This is a genomic window from Thalassoroseus sp. (assembly GCF_984380535.1).
In genome coordinates this window covers 466,983-486,302 of record NZ_CFHRBF010000001.1, presented here as the reverse complement: position 1 = coordinate 486,302, position 19,320 = coordinate 466,983, and the positions used below count along the sequence as shown (strand labels likewise).

The window sequence follows — 19,320 nt, the reverse complement described above, 5'->3', positions numbered from 1 at the left end:
CTTGCTTAGGAGTACCAAGAGATGGAAGGCGTATTATCTCGTTTCGGCAAAGGCACGTCCACCTCGGTGGCGTTGAATTTTGCTCCGAGTGGCACGGCTAACTGCGATCCGACTTGCCGATTGCATCCCGAATCGACGGCCGAAAACCCACTGCCACGCTGCTATGCGGTCAAACTCGAAACCTTTCGCAAGAACGCTCGGCAGAAGCTAGAGCGACATGGCGAGCTGCATCCGGCTCAAATCTGTAACGCGGCCCTCTATGAACTGCAAATGCGGCGAGCGATTGGCGAAGAGATCAACTGGCTACGGTTCTCATCCTCGGGCAGCCTGCCGATCCCGTCCCAAGCCGACCGAGGTTTTATCAAGGCATTGAGAGCCTTGCTGACCTACTGCGTGCAAACCGGCATCCTGGTTCACTTCCCGGTCGAAACCGCAGCCAAAGCAAAATTCTATCGGCGTGAATTACGCGGCTTGAATGTCGTGGTGCGAGAATCACTGCAAGATCGAAGTGCGGAAACGAAGGTGACAGGCGCGGTGGCGTTCCTGGCCGGTGACGAGATCACGAACGGTGCCAAGCGGAAACAGCGACGGAAGGCGGTGGCTCGGCTCGCGGCCAAACGGCGGTCGCAGGCGACGGGACGCAAGACCATCGTCTGTCCGGCCACGTTCTCGGACAACCTGAAAGCTCGGTGCGGAACGTGCACGGCGTGCGCCCAAGCCCATATCGATGTCGTCTATCCGTTGCATTGAACCCGCGATGCCGTGAGAGCGGGGCTGGCTGTTCGAAGTGGCCAGCTCCGTTCCCTGTCTTCGTTGTTGTTTGACCTGCCGGGCTCGGGTGAGCAGGTCAACCCAACAACGAAAGGAACTCTACCATGGCCACAGCAATCGATAATCGCCCCGCCGACACACTCCGTGAACGCGGAGGTCTCAAAGCCACAATCTGGAAAAACACAAATACCTCCGGACGGGCTTTCTACAGCGTCGAATTCTCCCGCACCTACAAAACCGAGAAAGGTTATGCCGAAACCCGCAGCTTCCGCGACAGCGATCTGTTGGTCCTCGCCCACCTCGCTCCTAAAGCTTACGACCGGATTGGTCAACTGCGAGCCCAGGACGCTGACAACGCCGCGGAGGCCGCATGAGCCGCCTTAGTCTGGATGATCTTCGCCAATTCACTGGCGATCTGGATCGCTTCGTCCATTCTCTCAATCGCCGGGTGCTTTACACACCCGGCGTTCGCTACCTCGCCGAGAACGGCGGTGCCTACTGGCTGATCGATGCCATCGCCGCTTGGCTGGGATCGCCGAAGTTAACCACCGAGATGCAAGCTGACGAACGGCTTGGGTCGCTGCAGTTCTGGAAACTGGACGTCCACTCGGATCAATCGGCGACGCTCGTTTGCCAAGCCGACTCCGGTGAGCGGGAAGTCATTCGCCAACAAATTCCCTGGACCGACTTTCCATTGCCGAGCGTGAAAATCTGGGTCGGCTTTGATGGTCGCTATTGGGTGCTCTATCTCCCATCGGAGCATTAACCGAACCGTTCAAGCGACGGCGGCTACCGCCGTCGCTTGCATACCCAAGTCACGACCACTTGCGCACGCTTTCGAACTCGGGCATGCTTGGTTCTATGTCTGCGAGTGAAGATTTCGAACAATCGAACCACCCCATGCTTCCTCAACAAGCGGAACTTCAAGAACTGTTTCAAGCACGTGTCGTCGTCTACCAAGACGGGAACGAGGTTAAGCCGGGAGGTCAATGCCGTTGTTGTGGGTGTGGCCCCAATCCAAACCCCGACTACCAGCTTGAGCCACGCTACATCTATCAAGCCAATCTTTGTGACTCGGATGGAGTTTTTTATAGCCAAGCTTGCGAAGATTGTTTGGAGGATCTCCGGCTGGAGAACACGCAACGACCATCGACCACTCGCGACGAGCAAGCTCGCATCATCGCCGAACTACTGGGTGACGACGTGGACGGTGCCCAAAGCATGATGGACGATTTCGAAGGTTTGGACTTCGATCTCGATTGATTCGCGATTCCGTGACCGGAAAACATCCGCAAAAGAGAATGTTACGAAGTGGCTGGCGGAAACAGCCCTTCTTCAATCAGCGATTCGCGGAGCAGCACGTAATCGGGATCGTTCATTGTGAATAATTCGACGGTCGTGCGACCGATCGCCGTTGCTCCGACAATGTAGGGACCGCTGATCGAGAAATGTTCGGTCCAACGGTCCGTCCGCGGATGAAATAGACGCATCATCTCACCCGATTGGGGATCGATCCCGGCAATGTTGGGGCCTTTGTGGCTATTGCAGCGAGTGCACGACAGGGCCAAATTATCGAGCGTCGTCGGTCCCTGATGTTGTTGAGCGATGATGTGGTCAACCGGGAACGTGCGAACATGGGCTGCTTGAGGCATTCGACAGTATTCGCAGACCTGACCGGCCCGCTCTCGAACTTCTGCCGCAATCGCCGCATCCATCCGCTTGTCACCTACGCCGGCTGATGCTGTGCGAGTGCTCGCCGGGCTTTGGAATGCCACAGCGAGAGGACATCCGCGACGTGGTTGAGATTCTCCAATTCCTCGTGTTCAGCCGGTGTCAGCGTGCCCGCTTGCGCTTTCGGCAGTAACTCGTCTAACCGTCGATCATCCTGCGACGACATCTTCAAGGAAAGAATGTGTCGCGCGAGGTCAGGGGAGAGATCGTCGCTCCGCTCGGCACCTAACATGCGGCTGAAGATAGCCGCTTCGGAAAATTCAATCGTTGGATTCACCATAAGCAGAGTTTAACACGCTTCCGGCGCGTGCGTCAAAACATTTGTGAACGGTCGACTTCTGCACGTTCGTGATGCCGAAAGAGGGCGGCTTTCGCCGCCCTCTTCAGCGTTTACCGGTCACTTCTCGACTTTCGCGTCTTTCTTGTCGTCTTTAGTCTGCTTCTTGTCATCGTGAGATTTGCCGCCACCGTTGGTCATCGCATTGTCTCCGAAAAGAAAACCAACTTCAAATAGTCCACTTTGGACTATTCCATAACGGACTTTACGCTTTGCCAGAACTCTTGGCAAGGCGAGCCGTGGAAAAATCGATCTATTCTCCAGAATACGAATTGTTGCTCGAGGTTTTGCGAACGCTCCGCATCGAAAGCGGAGTGACGCAAGTCGAGCTCGCTGCGCGGCTGAAACAAAGCCAGTCGTATGTCAGCAAAGTCGAACGGGGCGACCGGCGGTTAGACCTTGTACAGCTCCGGACGATCTGTCTCACACTTGGTTCGACGCTCCCGGAATTTGTGGAGGCCTTCGAACAACGTCTTAAAGAACGCGGCCTTTAGTGGGGTGGGGTTTCAAGTACCCAACCGACGCGGTCGTAGTACTTTCGCAAGGTATCGCGGGACGCTGCATAGAACAGCCCCACCATTCCGACGGCGAGTATCACTTCCAGGATGCCGACTCCTTGGATCGCCCACCGCATCGCGGCAGCAAAGAGCATTGCGACGATGGAATTGGCATAGAACTGGTAATAGCGGTAGTGGATCTCAATCAACACGCTGAAAGCTTCCGTGCGGGCGTAGAGATCTTGGAAATTCCACTCGGGCAATCGGATGCCAGTGTGGTGGTGTAGCGGATCGATGATCAACCAACGCAGCGTGCTCGCCGTCAAACCGGCCCCAACGGCGGCAACGGTACCGGAGAGAAAACCTCCGATCGTCTGCCGCTCAGCCTCCGACGTGCCGATCCAACTCGCGATGTCAGGCGAGACGTAGCTCAGTCCCCACAAACCGATAAAGCCGGGAATCAGATAGGCGATCAGCAATCCAAAACTTTCTGAGGTCACAGCCCGCATTCCGAACACACTATCGGACGGTTCGTGTTTGCGCAAGCTTGATGTCCGGTGCAAAGTTCATTTTCCGTCGGACAATGAAGCAATGAGCCGGTCGTCACTGCTTCATTGGCTCATTGATACCGATCGTCATCGGAAGCGATACGAATCTGTCCGGATAGAAGTCCTCGCAAAAAAGCCCTTCTTAATCGACAGAAATCCGGTCGCTGAAAAAGCTGGACCGGCATCCGGTTTAGGGTGTACTCTTTTCTGGACGAAGAACCGAGAAGAGGAAGAAAAGAATTGCCGAAGGGAATTGCTTGCTATGTGAGAGTGTCGAGTTATCGACAAAACCTGGAAAGCCAGAAGCAAGAAATCAAACGATGGCTGAAAGGACAAGGCATCGAAGAAAGCCGAGTCCGGTGGTTTGAAGATTTCGAAACCGGACAAACCCTCGACCGGCCCGGATTTACCGAATTGGAAGCCGCGATCTTTCATGGCGAGGTGAAGACCGTCGTCATCTGGAAGCTCGATCGGCTCTCGCGAAATCAACGTGACGGGATGAACACCCTCGCGGATTGGTGCCAACGCGGCGTGCGGATCGTCAGCGTTACGCAACAGTTGGATTTGAACGGAGCTATCGGTCGCATCGTGGCCGCAGTCTTATTCGGTGTCGCCGAAATGGAACTCGAACACACCCGCGCGCGACAAGCCGTAGGGATCGCGGCGGCCAAAGCCCGTGGTGCCTACCGGAATCATGGTCGCCAAGTCGGCACGACCAAAGCCGATCCCAGACGCGCGGTTGAACTCCGTCGACAAGGACTCAAGGCCAGTGAGATCGCTCAGGCCCTCGGCGTGAGTCGGTCGGTCGTCTACGAATATTTCAAGACGGCATCTTTCTGACCCTGACGCGGACGAAAAGTCGCCTGGCATGGGAAAGCGACTTCCATGGAACCGTCGTCATGGAAGGGTCCCCGAACGCGGCTGTGCTGCGGGGCCGATCACGTCCGTGAAGACGCGGCCTGATCCTCCGCGTCGCTCGCAACCGGTGACCCGTTCCTCCGAACGGGGTGCGAATTGTCCGGCAGTCCCTGGTGACCGGACCAATTCCCACCCCTAGAAATCGGAGGAACCTCACCATGACCACCCGTCCCAACATCTACGATCTGATCACCAACCGCATTCTCGACCTGCTGGCCGAGGGGGTGGTCCCCTCGCGGCGTCCCTGGAGCGGTGAAGCCGCACGCCCAAAGAATCTCGTCAGCGGCAAAGCCTATCGCGGCATCAACCCGTTCCTACTGCAGTGTGCCGGGTATGACGATCCCAACTGGTTGACCTTCCGACAAGCCCGCAAACTCGGCGGAGCCGTCCGCAAGGGCAAGAAAGGAATGCCAGTTGCGTTCTGGAAGAGGCATGAAGTCGAAAACACCGAAACCGGCAAGAGTGAACGTGTGCCGGTTTGCCGTTACTACACGGTATTCAATATTACGCAGTGTGATCTGTCCGTTGACAAGCGACCCGAACCGGTGGAAGTCGAACAGTTCGATTTCGAACCGATCGAACAATGCGACGCAGTCGTCGCGGCCATGCCAAAGCCGCCGACGATCGAGTACCAAGGTCATCAAGCCGTCTATCAACCCAAAGTCGACACAGTACTGATCCCGGAACCCAGCCGGTTCGCACAGCCCGCCGAATTTTATTCAACTCTCTATCATGAGCTAGTCCACGCCAGTGGTCACCAAAGCCGCTTGAACCGCAAAGGAATTACCCAACCGACTCGCTTCGGAAGTGCTGAATACGCCCGAGAAGAATTGATCGCCGAAATCGGGGCCACCTATCTGTGCGGTCATTGCGGCATCGAACGCGAAACCCTCGACAGTTCGGCGGCTTACATCGACACCTGGATGAAGCGGCTTCGCAAAGACAACCGCTTGGTGATCGTCGCCGGGGCCGCCGCTCAGAAAGCCAGTGACTACATTCTTGGGCAAAGCTGGTCTGAAGACGACCGGACTCAATCATCGTAGTTGCGTCTCACTCAACCGCTCGTTCTAAGACCTCGGCAGTCGACTTCCGGCTGCCGATTTTTTTGTTCGCGTGTCCCAACGTCTCAAAGCCGTCCATCGTGCGGTCGAGAATTTTTATCGGACCGTCGCGACCGAAGTGTCGAAGCGACCGATTTGGCAAAATGACCCAGACCGCTGACCTGGATTGAGTTCGGCTGACACACGGTGGCATGCGATGTCCTGACCCACATTTGCACCCATGCGGAATTTCGTTGACACGCTCGATGGTTGTGTGATTATTTGCCCAGGTGGAGGGGAGCCAGATGTTTTTTCCTGGGAGGAAAAACCCGATTTCACCGTCTGGCGACGGCTCATCGGCATCTGGCCAGGGTGCCACCCTGGACCCGGTCAGGGGCGATGACGCTCTCCCCCGACACCCCCATCGTGGAGCGGCGAGCCGCTCTGTGATCGTCTCCGACTTAAGTCGGAGCAGTGCTGCGTGACGGACCCAACTTTGGAGGATCACGTGTGATGTCTAACCTCTCTCACCAAACCGACCGACCACAGCGTTTGGGCCGTCCCCGCAAGTCGCCAGACGAACTGCGGACCGCAGAAGTCCGCACGTTCTTGACGATCGCTGAGAAGCAGAAACTCAGCGACGATGCTGCCACTGCGGGCATGCGACCGGCCGAATATGTCCGGCAACTGATTGCCGGTCATCGACCGAACGCGATGGCGACCAAGTCGTGCGATCCCCGGTTGCTGCTCGAACTCAACGCGATCGGCAACAACCTCAACCAAGCCGTACGCGACATGCACGCCGGTTCCGAGCGAAAGCACGATTGGGAACAACTCCGCGACCTGCTCGAAGCGGTGCTTGAGAAAGTGGTGTCCGGCGATGTTTGTTGAACTCACCCGCGGCCGCTCATTTAAAGGTCTGGCCGAATACTGTCTGCATGACGTCGATGCAAAGACCAACGAACGGGTCGACTTCGTCGAAACCCGCAACCTCGGCACACGGAATCCGGCCGTCGCGTGGCGGATCATGGCGGCGCGGCACTATTTGCAGGATGAACTCAAAGAGAAAGCCGGTGTCGGTCGTGGCGGTCGCAAAGACGGCAAACCGGTCGGTCATTTGCTGCTCAGTTGGCGAGACGACGAAGCCGCCGCCGAAAACCTCAACAAAGCCAGCATGCTGGGCGCCGCTGCCGGTGCGTTGCGAGCGATCGGAGCAAGTGAGCATCAGGCGATTATTATTGCCCATCGCGACACCGCCCATCCGCACTGTCACATCATCGTCAACTTGATCGGTGACGATGGCCGGTTGAAGAAGAATTGGAAAGAAAAGGAGAAGCTGAGCCGCTTCGCACTGGACCGGGAGATCGCCATTCACGGCGAACCGATCGTCGAACAACGCCAACTGAATTGGGAAGACCGCGACGCGGGCGAAACGCCGGTTCCAGTTAAGAAGAAATCTCGACCGCTTTACGAACTCGACAAAGCTGCCGAACAATGCGCGATCGTTCAGGAATATGCGAGCCAACATCGCCAGGAACTGGCCCGGATGGAACGAGCCAAAGCCTCCCAGAAACTGCGGCATCGTCACAACCAAGAACGGCTTCAATGGTGCCATGAAGAACGGACGCGACGGATTGTTGACGACACCGCCGACAGAATCCGCAAAGCGACGTCGAAACTTCGCAAGGAGTATCGATCCACGCGACGAGAACTCCTCAATCGACAGAAAATCGAACGGGCGGAGTTCGATGAGAACGAACGGAACATCAAAGGCTCGGTCGCCAATGCCTTGTCGCTGATCGATTGGAAAAAACTCATCGGCCGAAAGAAGGATTCCAACGACTTCACGTTGTCCGATGCTTTCCAAATTCTGACGTCCGAAACGGCCCGTCGTGATCGGCTGCAACGCAGGCAAAGCCAAGAGCGAGAGCGATTACGGGCCGAGCAACGCCGAAAGGAACAGGAGATCGAGTTTCAACTCCGCAACGAACAAACGGAGAAGATCCGAGAGAACCGTCGCCGATACGTGAAGAAAGCCACCGCCATGAAGCAGCGACAGGAGCGAGCGGCGGCAAGACTTGCCAAAGAACAACAGCGATTGACGATGGAACGCGACCTCCACCTGCAGTCGTTCCGCGAACGGGAACGATTTGCCAAGCAAGAGCGGACGATCGAACAATCAGCAAAATGGAAAACACGGGGCCGTCGACCACGCCAAGAACGTCAGCCACGCCAGCCACGAGAGAAAGTCGATGACGATCGTCAGCAGATTGAACAGTCAACCGATGATTTCGATCAGCGGATGCTCGACCGCTTCAACTCACGGGCCAAGCGAGAGTTTGATGACCGGGATTATTGAGTAGTGGGCTCAGCCGATCCGTTTGGATTTCGATGTCGCCACGGCGGTTCGACCGGGCCGGAGCAGAAAGCCGCCCGGCTTGTCTTCCAGATCGAGACCAGGATAGACGACTTGGACTTTCCGCAGGGCTTCTTTGGCCTTGCGTTTGAAGTTCTTGACATCCGCATAGTCGCCGCCGAACTGTTTCATCAATCCTCGCCAGGGGATAAATTGGGCTCGGCCGCTTTGGTTGCAGCGGTGCGTGCGATAGGTCGACCATGCGTAGAGGTCGAGGGCCAGGGGACTGCGTTTGAGAGCCAACAAAGCACGCAGATCGACCGGCACCGGGGCCGCGATGATCGCGTCATAGAACGACTCGCCGAGTTCGATCCAACTGCCAAAGAGCGTACCTTGCTCCGGTTGCCGATGGTTCCACCACAGTTCGCCTTTGGGAGCAACCGGCATGTCCAGCCACTCATGGCCCTGGGCGGAGCCGTCATGCTTACGGATGTCGAAACTAATCTTGGCTCGAAACAGCCGCTCCATCTGATTCTTGAGTCGCGGAATCGTGCCCCAACGACCGCCGGTCGGAACGAGATCGAGTTGCCGCATGAACGACGATAACGAATCGCCCAAGACCAAACGACGGGTGCGTTGCCGGAGGGTTTCTGTGGTGATCCAGAACAAGAGTAACCGAGGAATTGTGCCATAGGGCAGACCGATACAACGCGGCTTTCCGGTGTCCGGATCGAGCATCCAATCGGGTTTGATTGTTAGCGTCAGATTTCCATTGGTCCGACCCCAGATCGGCGTGTCATCGCCGGGATTGCTGTGCGGCAGCGTGACCTGGACCAGGTTGCGAGCAAGGAATGCTTTGTCATGTGGCTCTGGATCGGGCTCAAGGTGGATGATTTCGGCGGCCTTGACTATTCGGCGGACTTCCCGCCCTATTTGGCCGCTACCAATGTTCATTGCTGCATCGGTATCAATCGTCATCGCCGTATTTGCTCAGATACTCACTGGCCGCCCGAATGATGATCGAGGTGATCGTCACGCTTTTGCCTTCGGCAATCGCTTGCAGCTTCAAATCCCGGTGCAGCGTTTCCGGGATCAGGACGTTCAGTCGCGTGACCTCGTCCTTAGTGGCTTCTTCAATAGCCGCTTCTTTTTGCTCCGACGAGCGACGGCTTTCTTTGACGTGTAGTGCCATGCATTACCTCCATAATTTCGTGTTTGATGGCTCGAATTTCCTTGGCCGCCGGTCCATACGGCTCCACCGAGAAAACGGTTTGACCTACCGATGCGGAACTCGGGTAGATCACTCGTTGCGACGTACCGGCTTTGAGGACCGGGATGTTGTACCCGCCAAGTGCTTCGGCCACTTCCTGCGACAGTCGCGTGTTCTTGATCATCCGGCTGATCACGAACGCGGCTTGCGGAGCCCCGCCAGTGACTTCCTGCCGTGCTTCGATGATGTCGACCAGATCGGCACACGCCCAGATGTCGTAGGGCGAGGGTTGAACCGGAATCAACACCAGATCAGCCGCTTTGACCGCAGCTGCCGAGAGCTTCGCGATCTGAGGAGCTCCATCAATGACCACGTAGTCGTATCCAGTCGAAACAGCGGTCAAGTCTTTGGCCAAGCTCTCGCGATCCAAACCGACAACGGAAACGACTTCCCCGCCATTGACCTCATTCCAATCTCGCAAACTTCCTTGCGGATCCGCATCAACCAGTAGCACACGAAAACCATCGAGCAAAAGCCCATGAGCCAGATTCGTCGCAATCGTGGTCTTTCCGGCGCCTCCCTTTTGATTCAGAACTGCGATCGTTTTCGACATCCGTGCCTCGTGAGTTTTGCAACCGATGCGTATTGCATCATCTCTTCATGAATATCTCACAAACCGATCTTAAGAAACCCCGAGCCATCACGAGTGCCGAGTTGTCCACATGAAAAGGCAAATGCGACCGGATTGGTTCGCTCAATGTCCTGGTATTTGCACCGGGTTTGCGAGGTAAGGATCCGTAATTGTATGCCAGCCGTACATGGAAACGTGCATTTCAATCCGTGGGCTTTGCAAGTTTGGGGCATTTCCTCCACCAACTTGTTGATATGAGAGCAATTCCCCGATATTGTCATTTGTCACCCTACTCTCTCGACTTAAGATTTTCGTTTCCATTATTCACATCGGCCTGCGGCAGTCGTTTGGCTTCACAACAACACTGCGGGCATTTTCTGCACTCACCAGATGAAAACCGGGCTCATGACTTCTTCCGTTTTGCAAGACTATCTCGCGTCCTGGCGGAACCGTGCATTTACGCAGTCGTCCAGACGCCGATCGCGTAGTTCATTGGCTTCTTCGGCCGAAGTGTTGGAAACGCGGATCATTCTCACCGTCACGGTCGAGGACGATCCAATCGATCCAGCTGCCATCAACGGCCAATTTGCTGAGATTGCCTCCGGGAACTTCGACGGTTCCGGCGGCATCGATTACTTCGTTTGGGATCCCCGGCCCGCCGGGGAACGCCCGGAATCTTTCGCAGATCGAAGTGAACCGTTTCCTTAATCGGCTCCACGACGTTTGTCGATCACCAAACCCTCGACTTGGTTTCTCCGAGAATTCGGAGCCTGCCGTTCTTGTAACAGGTGTGTCACGTGCAGGTTACGTCTCGAATGAGTTTCCCTCGCGAAGGCTCAAGCTCCTTGACATCTTGTGCCATTTTAGGCTGTGTTTAAGGCGAAAATCATCGTCGATCCCCGTCGGGAATGCGCCCAATGCTCTCGATGCCACCCAGCGAATTTCGACCGCGTAGGATTTGACGAAGGTTGAGTATTCATAAGCACCGACTGAAGGAGACATGAGCCCAAAACTGATAAGCCGCAACCGCAAACTCTTACTCGCATATGTTGCACTGGCGATGTGCTACATCTGTCCAGAAGTGGGACTAGCTTTCAATTCGTCAGACTTCGTTCTTGGTCTCCCGACAAGCGTCGCGTGGCTGACACTTTGCTTCGATTCCCAATCACTCCTCACGGTACTCGGCTATCGGTGGGTGCTCATCCCTTGGAGCGAAGCGACCGACGTATCGCCCGAACGAACGCAAAATGAGGAGAACCAACTATGACTTTTGCAATTATCATCGTCGTGATAATCTATGTCGCAGCTACTACTGGGCTTGGGATATATGGGCACATCGGCAATCTCAGAACACTGGCGAGGACTATTTTCTTGCTCGTAGGTCTGTCTCATGGCTTCACTTGGTGCTGACTATGTTTGCAACTTGGATGAGTACCTTCGCGTTCAACCGCAACGATGGAGACAGTATTGAGTTCGCGCGACAACAACAGCTTTTTCACACCTTGGTTTAAGAGTGAGAAATGTTCCGTAGACAGTGTCAGCGTCCTAACGGAACGCAGTGACGGGAGGGCCGTCGTATTCGATTCGCTTGTTGAAGTTGCGGCGGACCACGTCGTGGGATTGAAGGCGATTGAAAAGCTGGGCGGTTTTCCCAAAGCAACACACCTTTTGAAGAATCGCGTGCCGACAACAAAGATTGGCAGATCAGGGATGCTTGGGGAGATCCTTGCAACGGAGTATGTCGTTCAGGAAACCGAGTTCTCTGTTCCAGTGCGACGGCTCCGCCACCGAGATACACGTGAACTGGCGATGCGGGGCGATGACGTACTCGGCTTTCGTGTGGCAAAGAAGCGAGTCAGGGTTCTGAAAGTCGAAGCCAAGAGTCGCGTGAAATTGGCCACCTCAACCCTCGAAGAAGCTCGTGCAGGGCTGTCACAACATCGCGGACGACCGAATCCTGAAACACTCGCTTTTCTTGAGTGCCACCTACGGATGTATGACCGCGATGCAGAAGCGGAGCCGATAGCGTTCCTTCAGAAGAATCCGATTTACGTCAAAGACGTGTGCCATCTGGTGTTCACGCTCTCAGGAAACTCGCCGAAGAAGTTCTTGGAGGATAACAGCGGCGTCGTTTACAATGGTATCGAACTGCGATTGTGTGGTTGCCGCGTCAAGAAGCACGCGGACTTTGTGAAAGCCGTCTTCGACCAATGTTTGGCACGGGGTTGAGGAGATGGAATCTTCCGGGGAGCTAGTCCAAAAGATTCGGGAACTATGTGCACCGGGCGTGCGGGAGCAGTTGATCGCGAAGGGGTTGTCTCGCGGAATGATCTGGAATGACGGACGTCTACCGGACGATAGCCCGCAATTCTCACGACGGCTTTCAAATGACCTGCTGAATCACGGCTATCTTGTTCTCGGTTGCTCACTCAGATTACGGATACTCGCGAATGAAGAATCGCTTTCGGTTGATCCAGTTCTGGACGATGGTTTTAGAACGGCAGCAGAGTGCATTGAGGCTGTTGTGCGGCGTGGTCAACGTCGGAATGACCGTGGTTTTCATTTGACCGTCGCTGCGGCTGCATTTCATCTTGCACACTATGGGGCTCGGTCTTATTCGCTGCTGGCCGAGAACATCGGCGAGCTCAATCTTGTCGATGTTGAGTTGCTGCTGGTCGCATTGATGCAACGACGGCTCAATGAACTGGAAACGCTCTGCCTGAACTGGTTGAACGACCATCGGCATACTGATGATGGTATTGTTGATTTACTTGAGTCCGTCGATTCGGACTTTGATGATGCCGACGCTGCTTACGTTGCGATCTGTCGAGTGTTTCATCAGGCCGTCGCCAACTTCGACTACGCGATTCGGACTGGTGATTCTGACATTGTCGCGGTGGCTATCGAACTGTTGGATCGCTGCGTTGAAGCGTGTGATGAATTGAAGCATGTACCACTCTGGTGGGTTTGCGTCCTCACTCGTCATTTGATTGACGATCTTTGGGACAGAAGTCTTCACAATATGCTGCCGGTGTTGCCAGACAGCGACGACCGATGGCCCGACTTGCGTCGGAATTTTATCGACCTGCTCTGTCACCGGAGCGTTGCCGAGATTGATTTGTGGCCGTCGCAGATTGCCGCTGCAAGCCGAGTTGTCGATGAATCGGATAGCCTCGTTGTGGCTCTGCCGACCAGTAGCGGTAAAACCAGAATCGCTGAATTGTGTATTCTGAAATGCCTGTCGAGTGGTCGCCGCGTCATCTACATCACACCCCTGCGGGCATTATCTGCACAAGTCGAAGGCACGCTTGCTCGCAGTTTCAGACCCTTGGGGTTCTCCGTTTCGTGTGTTTACGGAGCCAGCGGAATTGGAGCAAGTGACGTTGATACGATGCGATCTGCGAACATCGTTGTGGCGACGCCAGAGAAGTTGGATTTTGCGATTCGACAAGCCAGTGATGTTATCGACGACGTGGGGCTGATTGTTCTTGATGAAGGCCACATGATCGGGTTGAGTGAGCGGGAAATCCGTTACGAAATTCTTGTCCAGCGGTTGCTGCGTCGGTCCGATGCGGACACGCGGCGAATTGTCTGTCTGTCCGCGATCTTCACAGAAGGTGAGCCGTTTGAAGCCTTTACCAACTGGATTCGTGCTGATAGAGAAGGTGAGGCAATCCAGTCAAAGTGGCGGCCCACGCGTCAACGGCCAGCAACAATCGAATGGAAGAACAGTGGCGGTTGGCTTGAATACCAAGTCGGTGGTGAAAAGGTGTTTGTTCCTCAGTTTGTTGAGGAAAAGCCCAAACGGAGCGGTCGAAGCAATGCCTTTCCTCAAAATCGCAATGAGTTAATTGTGGCGACGGTCCAGAGATTTCATCAGGACGGTCACTCGGTTTTACTGTATTGTCCGTTGCGGACATCGGTTGAAACATCCGCTGCGATGTTCTTGAAGATGGTGAGGCAAGGATATGTTCAATCGTTCTTGGCTGAGCCATCCAAAAGCCAGATCGATAAAGCAATTCGGATCGGTGAAGAGTGGCTCGGACCAGACCACGTTGCGATCAAGGCGTTGCGGCTCGGTGTTGCCGTACATCACGGGCAACTGCCGCGTCCGTTTCTCGCTGAGATCGAAAGCCTGCTGCGACGCAGGTTATTGACCGTCGCGATTTCGTCACCAACGCTCGCCCAGGGAGTCGATCTGTCGTTTGGAGTTTTGATATTCTCGTCGCTATGGAGGAGTGGCAGACTCCTCAAACCCAAAGAGTTCGCGAATGTCGTTGGCCGCGTGGGGCGTGCTTACGTTGATTTGGATGGAATCTATGTCCTGCCGGTTCATGAAAGCAGTCCCCAAACACGCAGTCGAAGACTCCGCGAGTTTCATCGACTCATCAAGGATGCACAAGGAAGGGAACTTGAAAGCGGCCTGTTCCTGCTTGTCCATCACTGCCTCTGGGTTTTGCAACAGAAACTGGGAATTGATTCCAAAGAGATGGCGGAATATGTGCTGAATCAGCAGCCAGCGATCGATGCGACTGCGGCCGGGGACGATGACGATTCGGAACTAATCGCTGTCATGCTCGCTGAATTTGACGCCGGGATTTACGCGTTGATTGAAGATTTGGATTGTGACGTCAGCGAAGTCGCCGCGAATCTCGACGAAGCCCTGAAAAGTTCGCTTTGGCTCAGACGGCTCGCGATTCAAGATTTGCAGACACGCGAGAATCAAATCGCCATGCTTCGTGGTCGAGCGATTCACAACTGGTCTAGGACGACTGCCTCGCAGCGGAGAGGTTTTTTCTCGGCAACCATCGGAACTGAATCTGGTCTCCAAATGGTGAGTCAAGCAACTGAACTTGGGCAACTATTGGATTCGGCGACTGCGGCAATCAAGTCGGGAGACGGGGACCAACTATCTAACGATTGTTGTTCACTTGCCGATATTCTCTTTGCCATCTACCCGTTCCAACCGAGTCTCCCCAGCAACTGGGAAGAAAGCGATTGGAAGGCAATTCTCGATGCTTGGATTCGTGGTGCAACGCTCCATCGTGTCACAAATACAGTTGGAATCGCATTCGTTCAACAGGCATTCGTGTTCCAACTCGTTTGGGCGATCGAAGCGGCTCGAACGGTACTTGCGGCGGTTACGCGAAAAGCCAATGGTGATCCGGTCATTGAAGATGATGACGATCGGACTTTTGTTGCCATCTGTATAACTTACGGCGTACCAAGTGTGGCTGCCGCACGCTTGCTTGAGATCGGAATGGAATCACGACTGCTGGCCGTGCGTCTTGCAAGTGAGCTTGGTCTGACATTCACAACGCGAGAGGATGCAGTCCTTTGGCTCCTGCAATGCGATGGAAATGAACCACTCGAACTCTCCGATACGGAGCGTGAAGTGTGGCAGAATTTCGTGCAAAGAAACGAGTACTCGTTTGATACATGGAAACGGCTCGATCAAACGTTTGCGTTTCGTCTTGGCAAAGGGATTCATCTGGCAGTAGGTACAAAACTACGATTGCTTCCCAACGATGAAGGAACTGCGGAGCTATACCTGCCTGACTTTCAGTGGGTAGGACGTACAGATTCACAAGTGTCCTCAAGACACCCGCTGAACGGGGTGGTCAAAAGTAGAAATCAAATCAACGTCGGCGATTTCATTGATCCTGAACTTCCAGCCTGGTTGAAGGCACTTCGTTCGACGTAGTGGAACAGTCATGCAACTGGCAGACTGAGAGTCCTCGAGGCAACGTGATGTCGGCACCTAAACGGTAGCGACTTCCTGAGAACGAGAGATTCATCACTGCTTTAAATTCTGTCATTTACAGACAGCAGTCTCTGCAACCAGAACTGTAACCATCAACCACCGCAGGATTCCAAACAAAGTTACTGATGAAGCTTGTATTTGTCACTCCTCGGTCTCCGGAGACCGAGGGGGTCAATATGCGGCAATAAGTCTCTTAGAGGCGATTTTTGCGAGAGAATCACGCGGGGTCACACTGCGAATACGTGTTTGTAAGTTGACCAATGATGTGCTTCAGAATACGTTGGGACCTCGGCGAGTATTCATTTTCTCCGTCATCGTACTGTGTAACGAGAGTTGGCCTGGTCCTATTATTTGGCTGCTTCTAAATGGTCTCTTGACCTCGCGTCCGCGATAACCCCATGTCGTCCCCAAAAATAAAAGTCTTGTTTGCCTCATATTGTTGTATGGCTGATCGCTCGAGCGAGGCGGCGGTCTCCGCTCGGGTCATGTTGGAAATGCTTGCGGAGAAGAAACTGTCTGTGAGGGCGTTCTGTGGTCCACTATTGGTTTCGCCACACGAATCTCCCTCCCAAGTAATAGCGGATCTAGGCTTAACCTACGAGAAGAAATCACACCACAACGAGAGAATATCATTCGAAGTCTGGCATATTAAGGAGGATTTTGGATCTGGGAGCATTTTTGTTCCAGAAGCGGAAAGCAAGCTGAATGACCAAAGTCGAAAGCTCTTCGTCGATCTCTACGATCGGCTACTAGATCAATGGCAACCCGATGTCTTAGTGACTTACGGCGAACCTTGGGGGGAGCAAGTTGCTCAGGCGGCTCGAAGGCGTGGTATCCCCGTGGTTTTCTTGCTATACCACTCTGCAATTCCCAGTCAGGACATTCTCGAGGCGACAGACGTATTTCTCGCACCGTCGCGTTCTGCTGCCAGCTACTTCCGACGTAAAACCGGGCTCGAATGTGCAACGATTGCCCCTGCTGTCAGGTCGTCAAGCGTGTTTTGTGAAACGGAGCGAGAGCCGCAATTCATCACGTGTGTAAATCCGCAAGGTAGTGAAGACATTTGCGCATTTGGCCACATCGCAGCGGAATTGGCTCGTCGGAAGCCTGGTATCCCATTGTTGGTCGCAAGCGGGCGTGATACGACGAGCTTGCTGGATCGGTGTGAGCTCGACCTCACAGAGCTCAAATTGCGTGTGATGGACAACATTGCCGATCCTCGTGAATACTATCGCGAGAGCAAGATAGTGCTCGTTCCCTCAGTGAGAGAAGAATTATTTGGACGAATCCCAATTGGGGCGATGATCAACGGTATCCCGATGTTAGCGAGCACTTCAGGTGCGTTGCCGGAGCGGCTGCGGGGAATTGGTTTTTTGTTTCCAATTCCAGGAGGGACCGTTACGAAATCAAGTCAAGCGACTGATGCATCTTTTGTCACGCCATGGATCGAAACCATTGTTCGGCTTTGGGAGGACAATTCTCTATACTCGGAATGTGCTGAGCGATGTCTTCGTGCCGCAGAAGATTACCGCGAAGACAAAATTGCTCAGCAATACGCTGACTTCTTTCACTACGTCATCCGACACAAATGACGTAAACTAGAAAGTTTTCGATGGATGGATGCACTCTATGTCTTCAAGCACAGTCAGTTTGGTGATGAAGAAATTCGCTACTCGCTACGCAGTGTCAATCAGTACTTACCCTATATACGCAAAGTTTGGATTCTGGGGGATTGTCCGTCGTTTGTCTCGGATGATCGGCTGTTAATCCAACACGTTTCTCACGAGGAAGTTGCATGGGTTGGTCGTTATAATGTGCCGGTTCGAAACACCTTCCTGATGCTCTTTCTGGCGTCGTTGATTCCGGAACTTGATTCCGAATTTCTTTGGTTCTGCGACGACTTTTTGCTGATCGACTATCTCTCGGAAATCGATGCGAAGCAAGCCCGCTATGTGGAGGATATGGAAAAGGTCGCCAATCGTGGACAAGGGTTGTTCAAGGACGCGTTATGGCGAACCTACGACGTGCTCAGGCGATTGGGGTATTACGGTTGGAATTTTGAGACACACGTTGCAACCTATTTTACGAAACGTTGGGTTCTCGACGCATTCAAAGATCTGCAAGACTACGTGTCCGAAGACCGTTTCTATGGGTTGATTGGACCGACCGCAATCTTGAACCATGCTCTGAAAGAAAACCCGCGTCGTTTGATTCACCTTGCAAGCGAAGGACGTCGTGCTGGATTCCACGGGAAACCAGCGAGCTATGAAGTCATTGCCGAGTTGTGTTCAGGCAGGACTTTCCTCAATTTTGATGATGACGGCTACGGCAACGGTATGCGCCGTTATCTCGCCGAACGGTTTCCGACGCCTTGTATTTACGAAAAACCATGAGCCGCCGCATGACTTTAAGTCTCGTGTCAATTGACGGTTACGCCGACAAGTGCTTCGTCCAGGAGTTAAATTTTCAAAAAATAAGTTGTGGCATGGACTATTGGTCAGTAAAGTCTTTGTCTTATTGACAAAACCGCGGTTCCTGTCGGCATCACAATAACACCTCACCTTAGAATCTAAGGCGATTCCAATGCTTCTCACGGATTGGCTTGACGATCTGAAACTCACGTTTCCTCGCTTTCGCCGTCAGCAGACTCCTCGAAAACGCGCACGAGTTCTCGAGGTCCCGAAAGTCATTGAAACACTCGAGCAAAGAGCGTCTCCGACAGGACTCGCTACTTCAATTATGAGCGGCACGCTCCTCGGCGCGATGGCACTGGGGGACGACATTGATGAGGCGGTGGTTGTCAACACGCTCGGCCATGAGGTGGACTTGTTTGCTAATGGCGACAATGACTTGGGCGATGCATTGGATTCGGGTCGTGAGCAGTTGCAAACCGATGGTCGTTTTGATCAACCTCAATTGCCGCCGTCTGCAACGCCGAGTTCTGACAACGCATACTTTGCCGCTTCGGAGTTATCACAGGGCAGAACTGATCAAGCTGAAGAGGCACTCTCACTGAGCTTGCTCGCTCCAGACACTTTGGACGAACTGCTGTCGTCGTCACTTCACGAGGCGGTTGATTCGAGCCCAGCAAGCTCACCTGTTAACACGACTAGTTACCGGCCCGTTGATCGCACGTCGAACCGATCGCTGACTGAAGAATCAACTCACAGCACTGGTGGCTCCCCTTCGAACGTCACAGCGAATGGCGGAGGCAACGGGATCGAGGCTGAGACCGAAATTCCAACGGCCCCCAAGATCCAGTTCGGGCCGACGAGTTTCTCAGCCTTTGGCGATGGAGGTTCTTCGGGAGGTTCTTCGGGAGGTTCTTCGGGAGGTTCTTCGGGAGGTTCTTCGGGAGGTTCTTCAGGAGGTTCTTCAGGAGGTTCTTCGGGAGGTTCGTCAGGAGGTTCGTCAGGAGGTTCGTCAGGAGGTTCTTCAGGAGGTTCTTCAGGAGGTTCGTCAGGAGGTTCGTCAGGAGGTTCGTCAGGAGGTTCGTCAGGAGGTTCGTCAGGAGGTT

At 54.2% G+C, this 19,320-nt stretch carries 21 protein-coding genes; 14 read left to right on the top strand and 7 right to left on the bottom strand.

From position 1 onward, the window contains the following. Window positions 1–21 precede the first annotated feature (21 nt). From AC5DDB_RS01835 to AC5DDB_RS01820, 4 genes are all read left to right on the top strand, one after another. Entirely contained in the window at window positions 22–750 is a 729-nt protein-coding gene (locus AC5DDB_RS01835; RefSeq protein ID WP_491737959.1) for a hypothetical protein, read from the top strand. A gap of 125 nt (window positions 751–875) precedes the next feature. After that, window positions 876–1,145: a hypothetical protein gene (locus tag AC5DDB_RS01830; protein WP_491737958.1), complete on the top strand. Its 270-nt coding sequence runs from the start codon at window positions 876–878 to the stop codon at window positions 1,143–1,145. Continuing rightward, a complete protein-coding gene (locus tag AC5DDB_RS01825; RefSeq protein ID WP_491737957.1) occupies window positions 1,142–1,537 on the top strand; it encodes a DUF6876 family protein in 396 nt (131 codons plus the stop codon). Before AC5DDB_RS01830 ends, AC5DDB_RS01825 begins: the two co-directional genes overlap by 4 nt. Before the next feature lie 134 nt (window positions 1,538–1,671). Continuing rightward, on the top strand, window positions 1,672–2,034 hold the full coding sequence (locus AC5DDB_RS01820) for a hypothetical protein (protein ID WP_491737956.1): 363 nt from the start codon (window positions 1,672–1,674) through the stop codon (window positions 2,032–2,034). A 41-nt stretch (window positions 2,035–2,075) separates the two neighbouring features. Here AC5DDB_RS01820 and AC5DDB_RS01815 read toward each other — a convergent pair whose 3' ends face one another. After that, window positions 2,076–2,486, bottom strand: coding sequence for an HNH endonuclease (locus AC5DDB_RS01815; RefSeq protein WP_491737955.1), 411 nt, complete (start codon window positions 2,484–2,486; stop codon window positions 2,076–2,078). A gap of 11 nt (window positions 2,487–2,497) precedes the next feature. After that, entirely contained in the window at window positions 2,498–2,782 is a 285-nt protein-coding gene (locus AC5DDB_RS01810; RefSeq protein ID WP_491737954.1) for a hypothetical protein, read from the bottom strand. A 269-nt stretch (window positions 2,783–3,051) separates the two neighbouring features. On the opposite strand from AC5DDB_RS01810, the gene AC5DDB_RS01805 reads away from it, so the two are divergent. After that, on the top strand, window positions 3,052–3,333 hold the full coding sequence (locus AC5DDB_RS01805) for a helix-turn-helix domain-containing protein (protein ID WP_491737953.1): 282 nt from the start codon (window positions 3,052–3,054) through the stop codon (window positions 3,331–3,333). Here AC5DDB_RS01805 and AC5DDB_RS01800 read toward each other — a convergent pair. Then, window positions 3,330–3,836, bottom strand: a complete 507-nt coding sequence (locus AC5DDB_RS01800; RefSeq protein WP_491737952.1) for a hypothetical protein — start codon at window positions 3,834–3,836, stop codon at window positions 3,330–3,332. The genes AC5DDB_RS01805 and AC5DDB_RS01800 overlap by 4 nt on opposite strands. A gap of 288 nt (window positions 3,837–4,124) precedes the next feature. Between AC5DDB_RS01800 and AC5DDB_RS01795 the strand changes: the two genes are divergently transcribed. From AC5DDB_RS01795 to AC5DDB_RS01780, 4 genes are all read left to right on the top strand, one after another. Beyond that, window positions 4,125–4,724 carry a recombinase family protein gene (locus tag AC5DDB_RS01795; RefSeq protein WP_491737951.1) on the top strand — a complete coding sequence of 200 codons (600 nt, stop codon included), beginning with the start codon at window positions 4,125–4,127 and terminating at the stop codon, window positions 4,722–4,724. A 236-nt stretch (window positions 4,725–4,960) separates the two neighbouring features. Further along, complete coding sequence (locus tag AC5DDB_RS01790; protein WP_491737950.1) at window positions 4,961–5,845, top strand: ArdC family protein; 885 nt, start codon at window positions 4,961–4,963, stop codon at window positions 5,843–5,845. 510 nt (window positions 5,846–6,355) lie between these two features. Then, the gene (locus tag AC5DDB_RS01785; RefSeq protein WP_491737949.1) at window positions 6,356–6,733 is read left to right on the top strand and encodes a plasmid mobilization protein; all 378 of its coding nucleotides are present in this window, start codon (window positions 6,356–6,358) and stop codon (window positions 6,731–6,733) included. Continuing rightward, window positions 6,723–8,201, top strand: coding sequence for a relaxase/mobilization nuclease domain-containing protein (locus AC5DDB_RS01780; RefSeq protein ID WP_491737948.1), 1,479 nt, complete (start codon window positions 6,723–6,725; stop codon window positions 8,199–8,201). Before AC5DDB_RS01785 ends, AC5DDB_RS01780 begins: the two co-directional genes overlap by 11 nt. Window positions 8,202–8,210: 9 nt before the next feature. Here the strand turns inward: AC5DDB_RS01780 and AC5DDB_RS01775 are convergent, their stop codons facing one another. From AC5DDB_RS01775 to parA, 3 genes are read right to left on the bottom strand one after another with little or no spacing between them, the layout of a single operon-like run. Then, window positions 8,211–9,176: a replication protein RepA gene (locus tag AC5DDB_RS01775; protein ID WP_491737947.1), complete on the bottom strand. Its 966-nt coding sequence runs from the start codon at window positions 9,174–9,176 to the stop codon at window positions 8,211–8,213. Next, entirely contained in the window at window positions 9,166–9,390 is a 225-nt protein-coding gene (locus AC5DDB_RS01770; protein WP_491737946.1) for a hypothetical protein, read from the bottom strand. Before AC5DDB_RS01770 ends, AC5DDB_RS01775 begins: the two co-directional genes overlap by 11 nt. After that, the gene (gene parA / locus AC5DDB_RS01765) at window positions 9,332–10,021 is read right to left on the bottom strand and encodes a ParA family partition ATPase (protein WP_491737945.1); all 690 of its coding nucleotides are present in this window, start codon (window positions 10,019–10,021) and stop codon (window positions 9,332–9,334) included. The genes AC5DDB_RS01770 and parA overlap by 59 nt, the downstream gene beginning before the upstream one ends. Window positions 10,022–10,444: 423 nt before the next feature. Between parA and AC5DDB_RS01760 the strand changes: the two genes are divergently transcribed. From AC5DDB_RS01760 to AC5DDB_RS01740, 5 genes are all read left to right on the top strand, one after another. Then, a complete protein-coding gene (locus tag AC5DDB_RS01760) occupies window positions 10,445–10,747 on the top strand; it encodes a hypothetical protein (RefSeq protein ID WP_491737944.1) in 303 nt (100 codons plus the stop codon). Between the two features lie 759 nt (window positions 10,748–11,506). Next, entirely contained in the window at window positions 11,507–12,268 is a 762-nt protein-coding gene (locus AC5DDB_RS01755) for a Hachiman antiphage defense system protein HamA (RefSeq protein WP_491737943.1), read from the top strand. A gap of 4 nt (window positions 12,269–12,272) precedes the next feature. Beyond that, a complete protein-coding gene (locus tag AC5DDB_RS01750; protein ID WP_491737942.1) occupies window positions 12,273–15,743 on the top strand; it encodes a DEAD/DEAH box helicase in 3,471 nt (1,156 codons plus the stop codon). Between the two features lie 503 nt (window positions 15,744–16,246). After that, a complete protein-coding gene (locus AC5DDB_RS01745; RefSeq protein ID WP_491737941.1) occupies window positions 16,247–17,395 on the top strand; it encodes a glycosyltransferase in 1,149 nt (382 codons plus the stop codon). A 24-nt stretch (window positions 17,396–17,419) separates the two neighbouring features. Beyond that, window positions 17,420–18,196, top strand: a complete 777-nt coding sequence (locus AC5DDB_RS01740; protein ID WP_491737940.1) for a hypothetical protein — start codon at window positions 17,420–17,422, stop codon at window positions 18,194–18,196. Between the two features lie 771 nt (window positions 18,197–18,967). Here AC5DDB_RS01740 and AC5DDB_RS01735 read toward each other — a convergent pair. After that, on the bottom strand, window positions 18,968–19,320 hold a 353-nt coding region (locus AC5DDB_RS01735; protein WP_491737939.1), incomplete at its 5' end, for a hypothetical protein.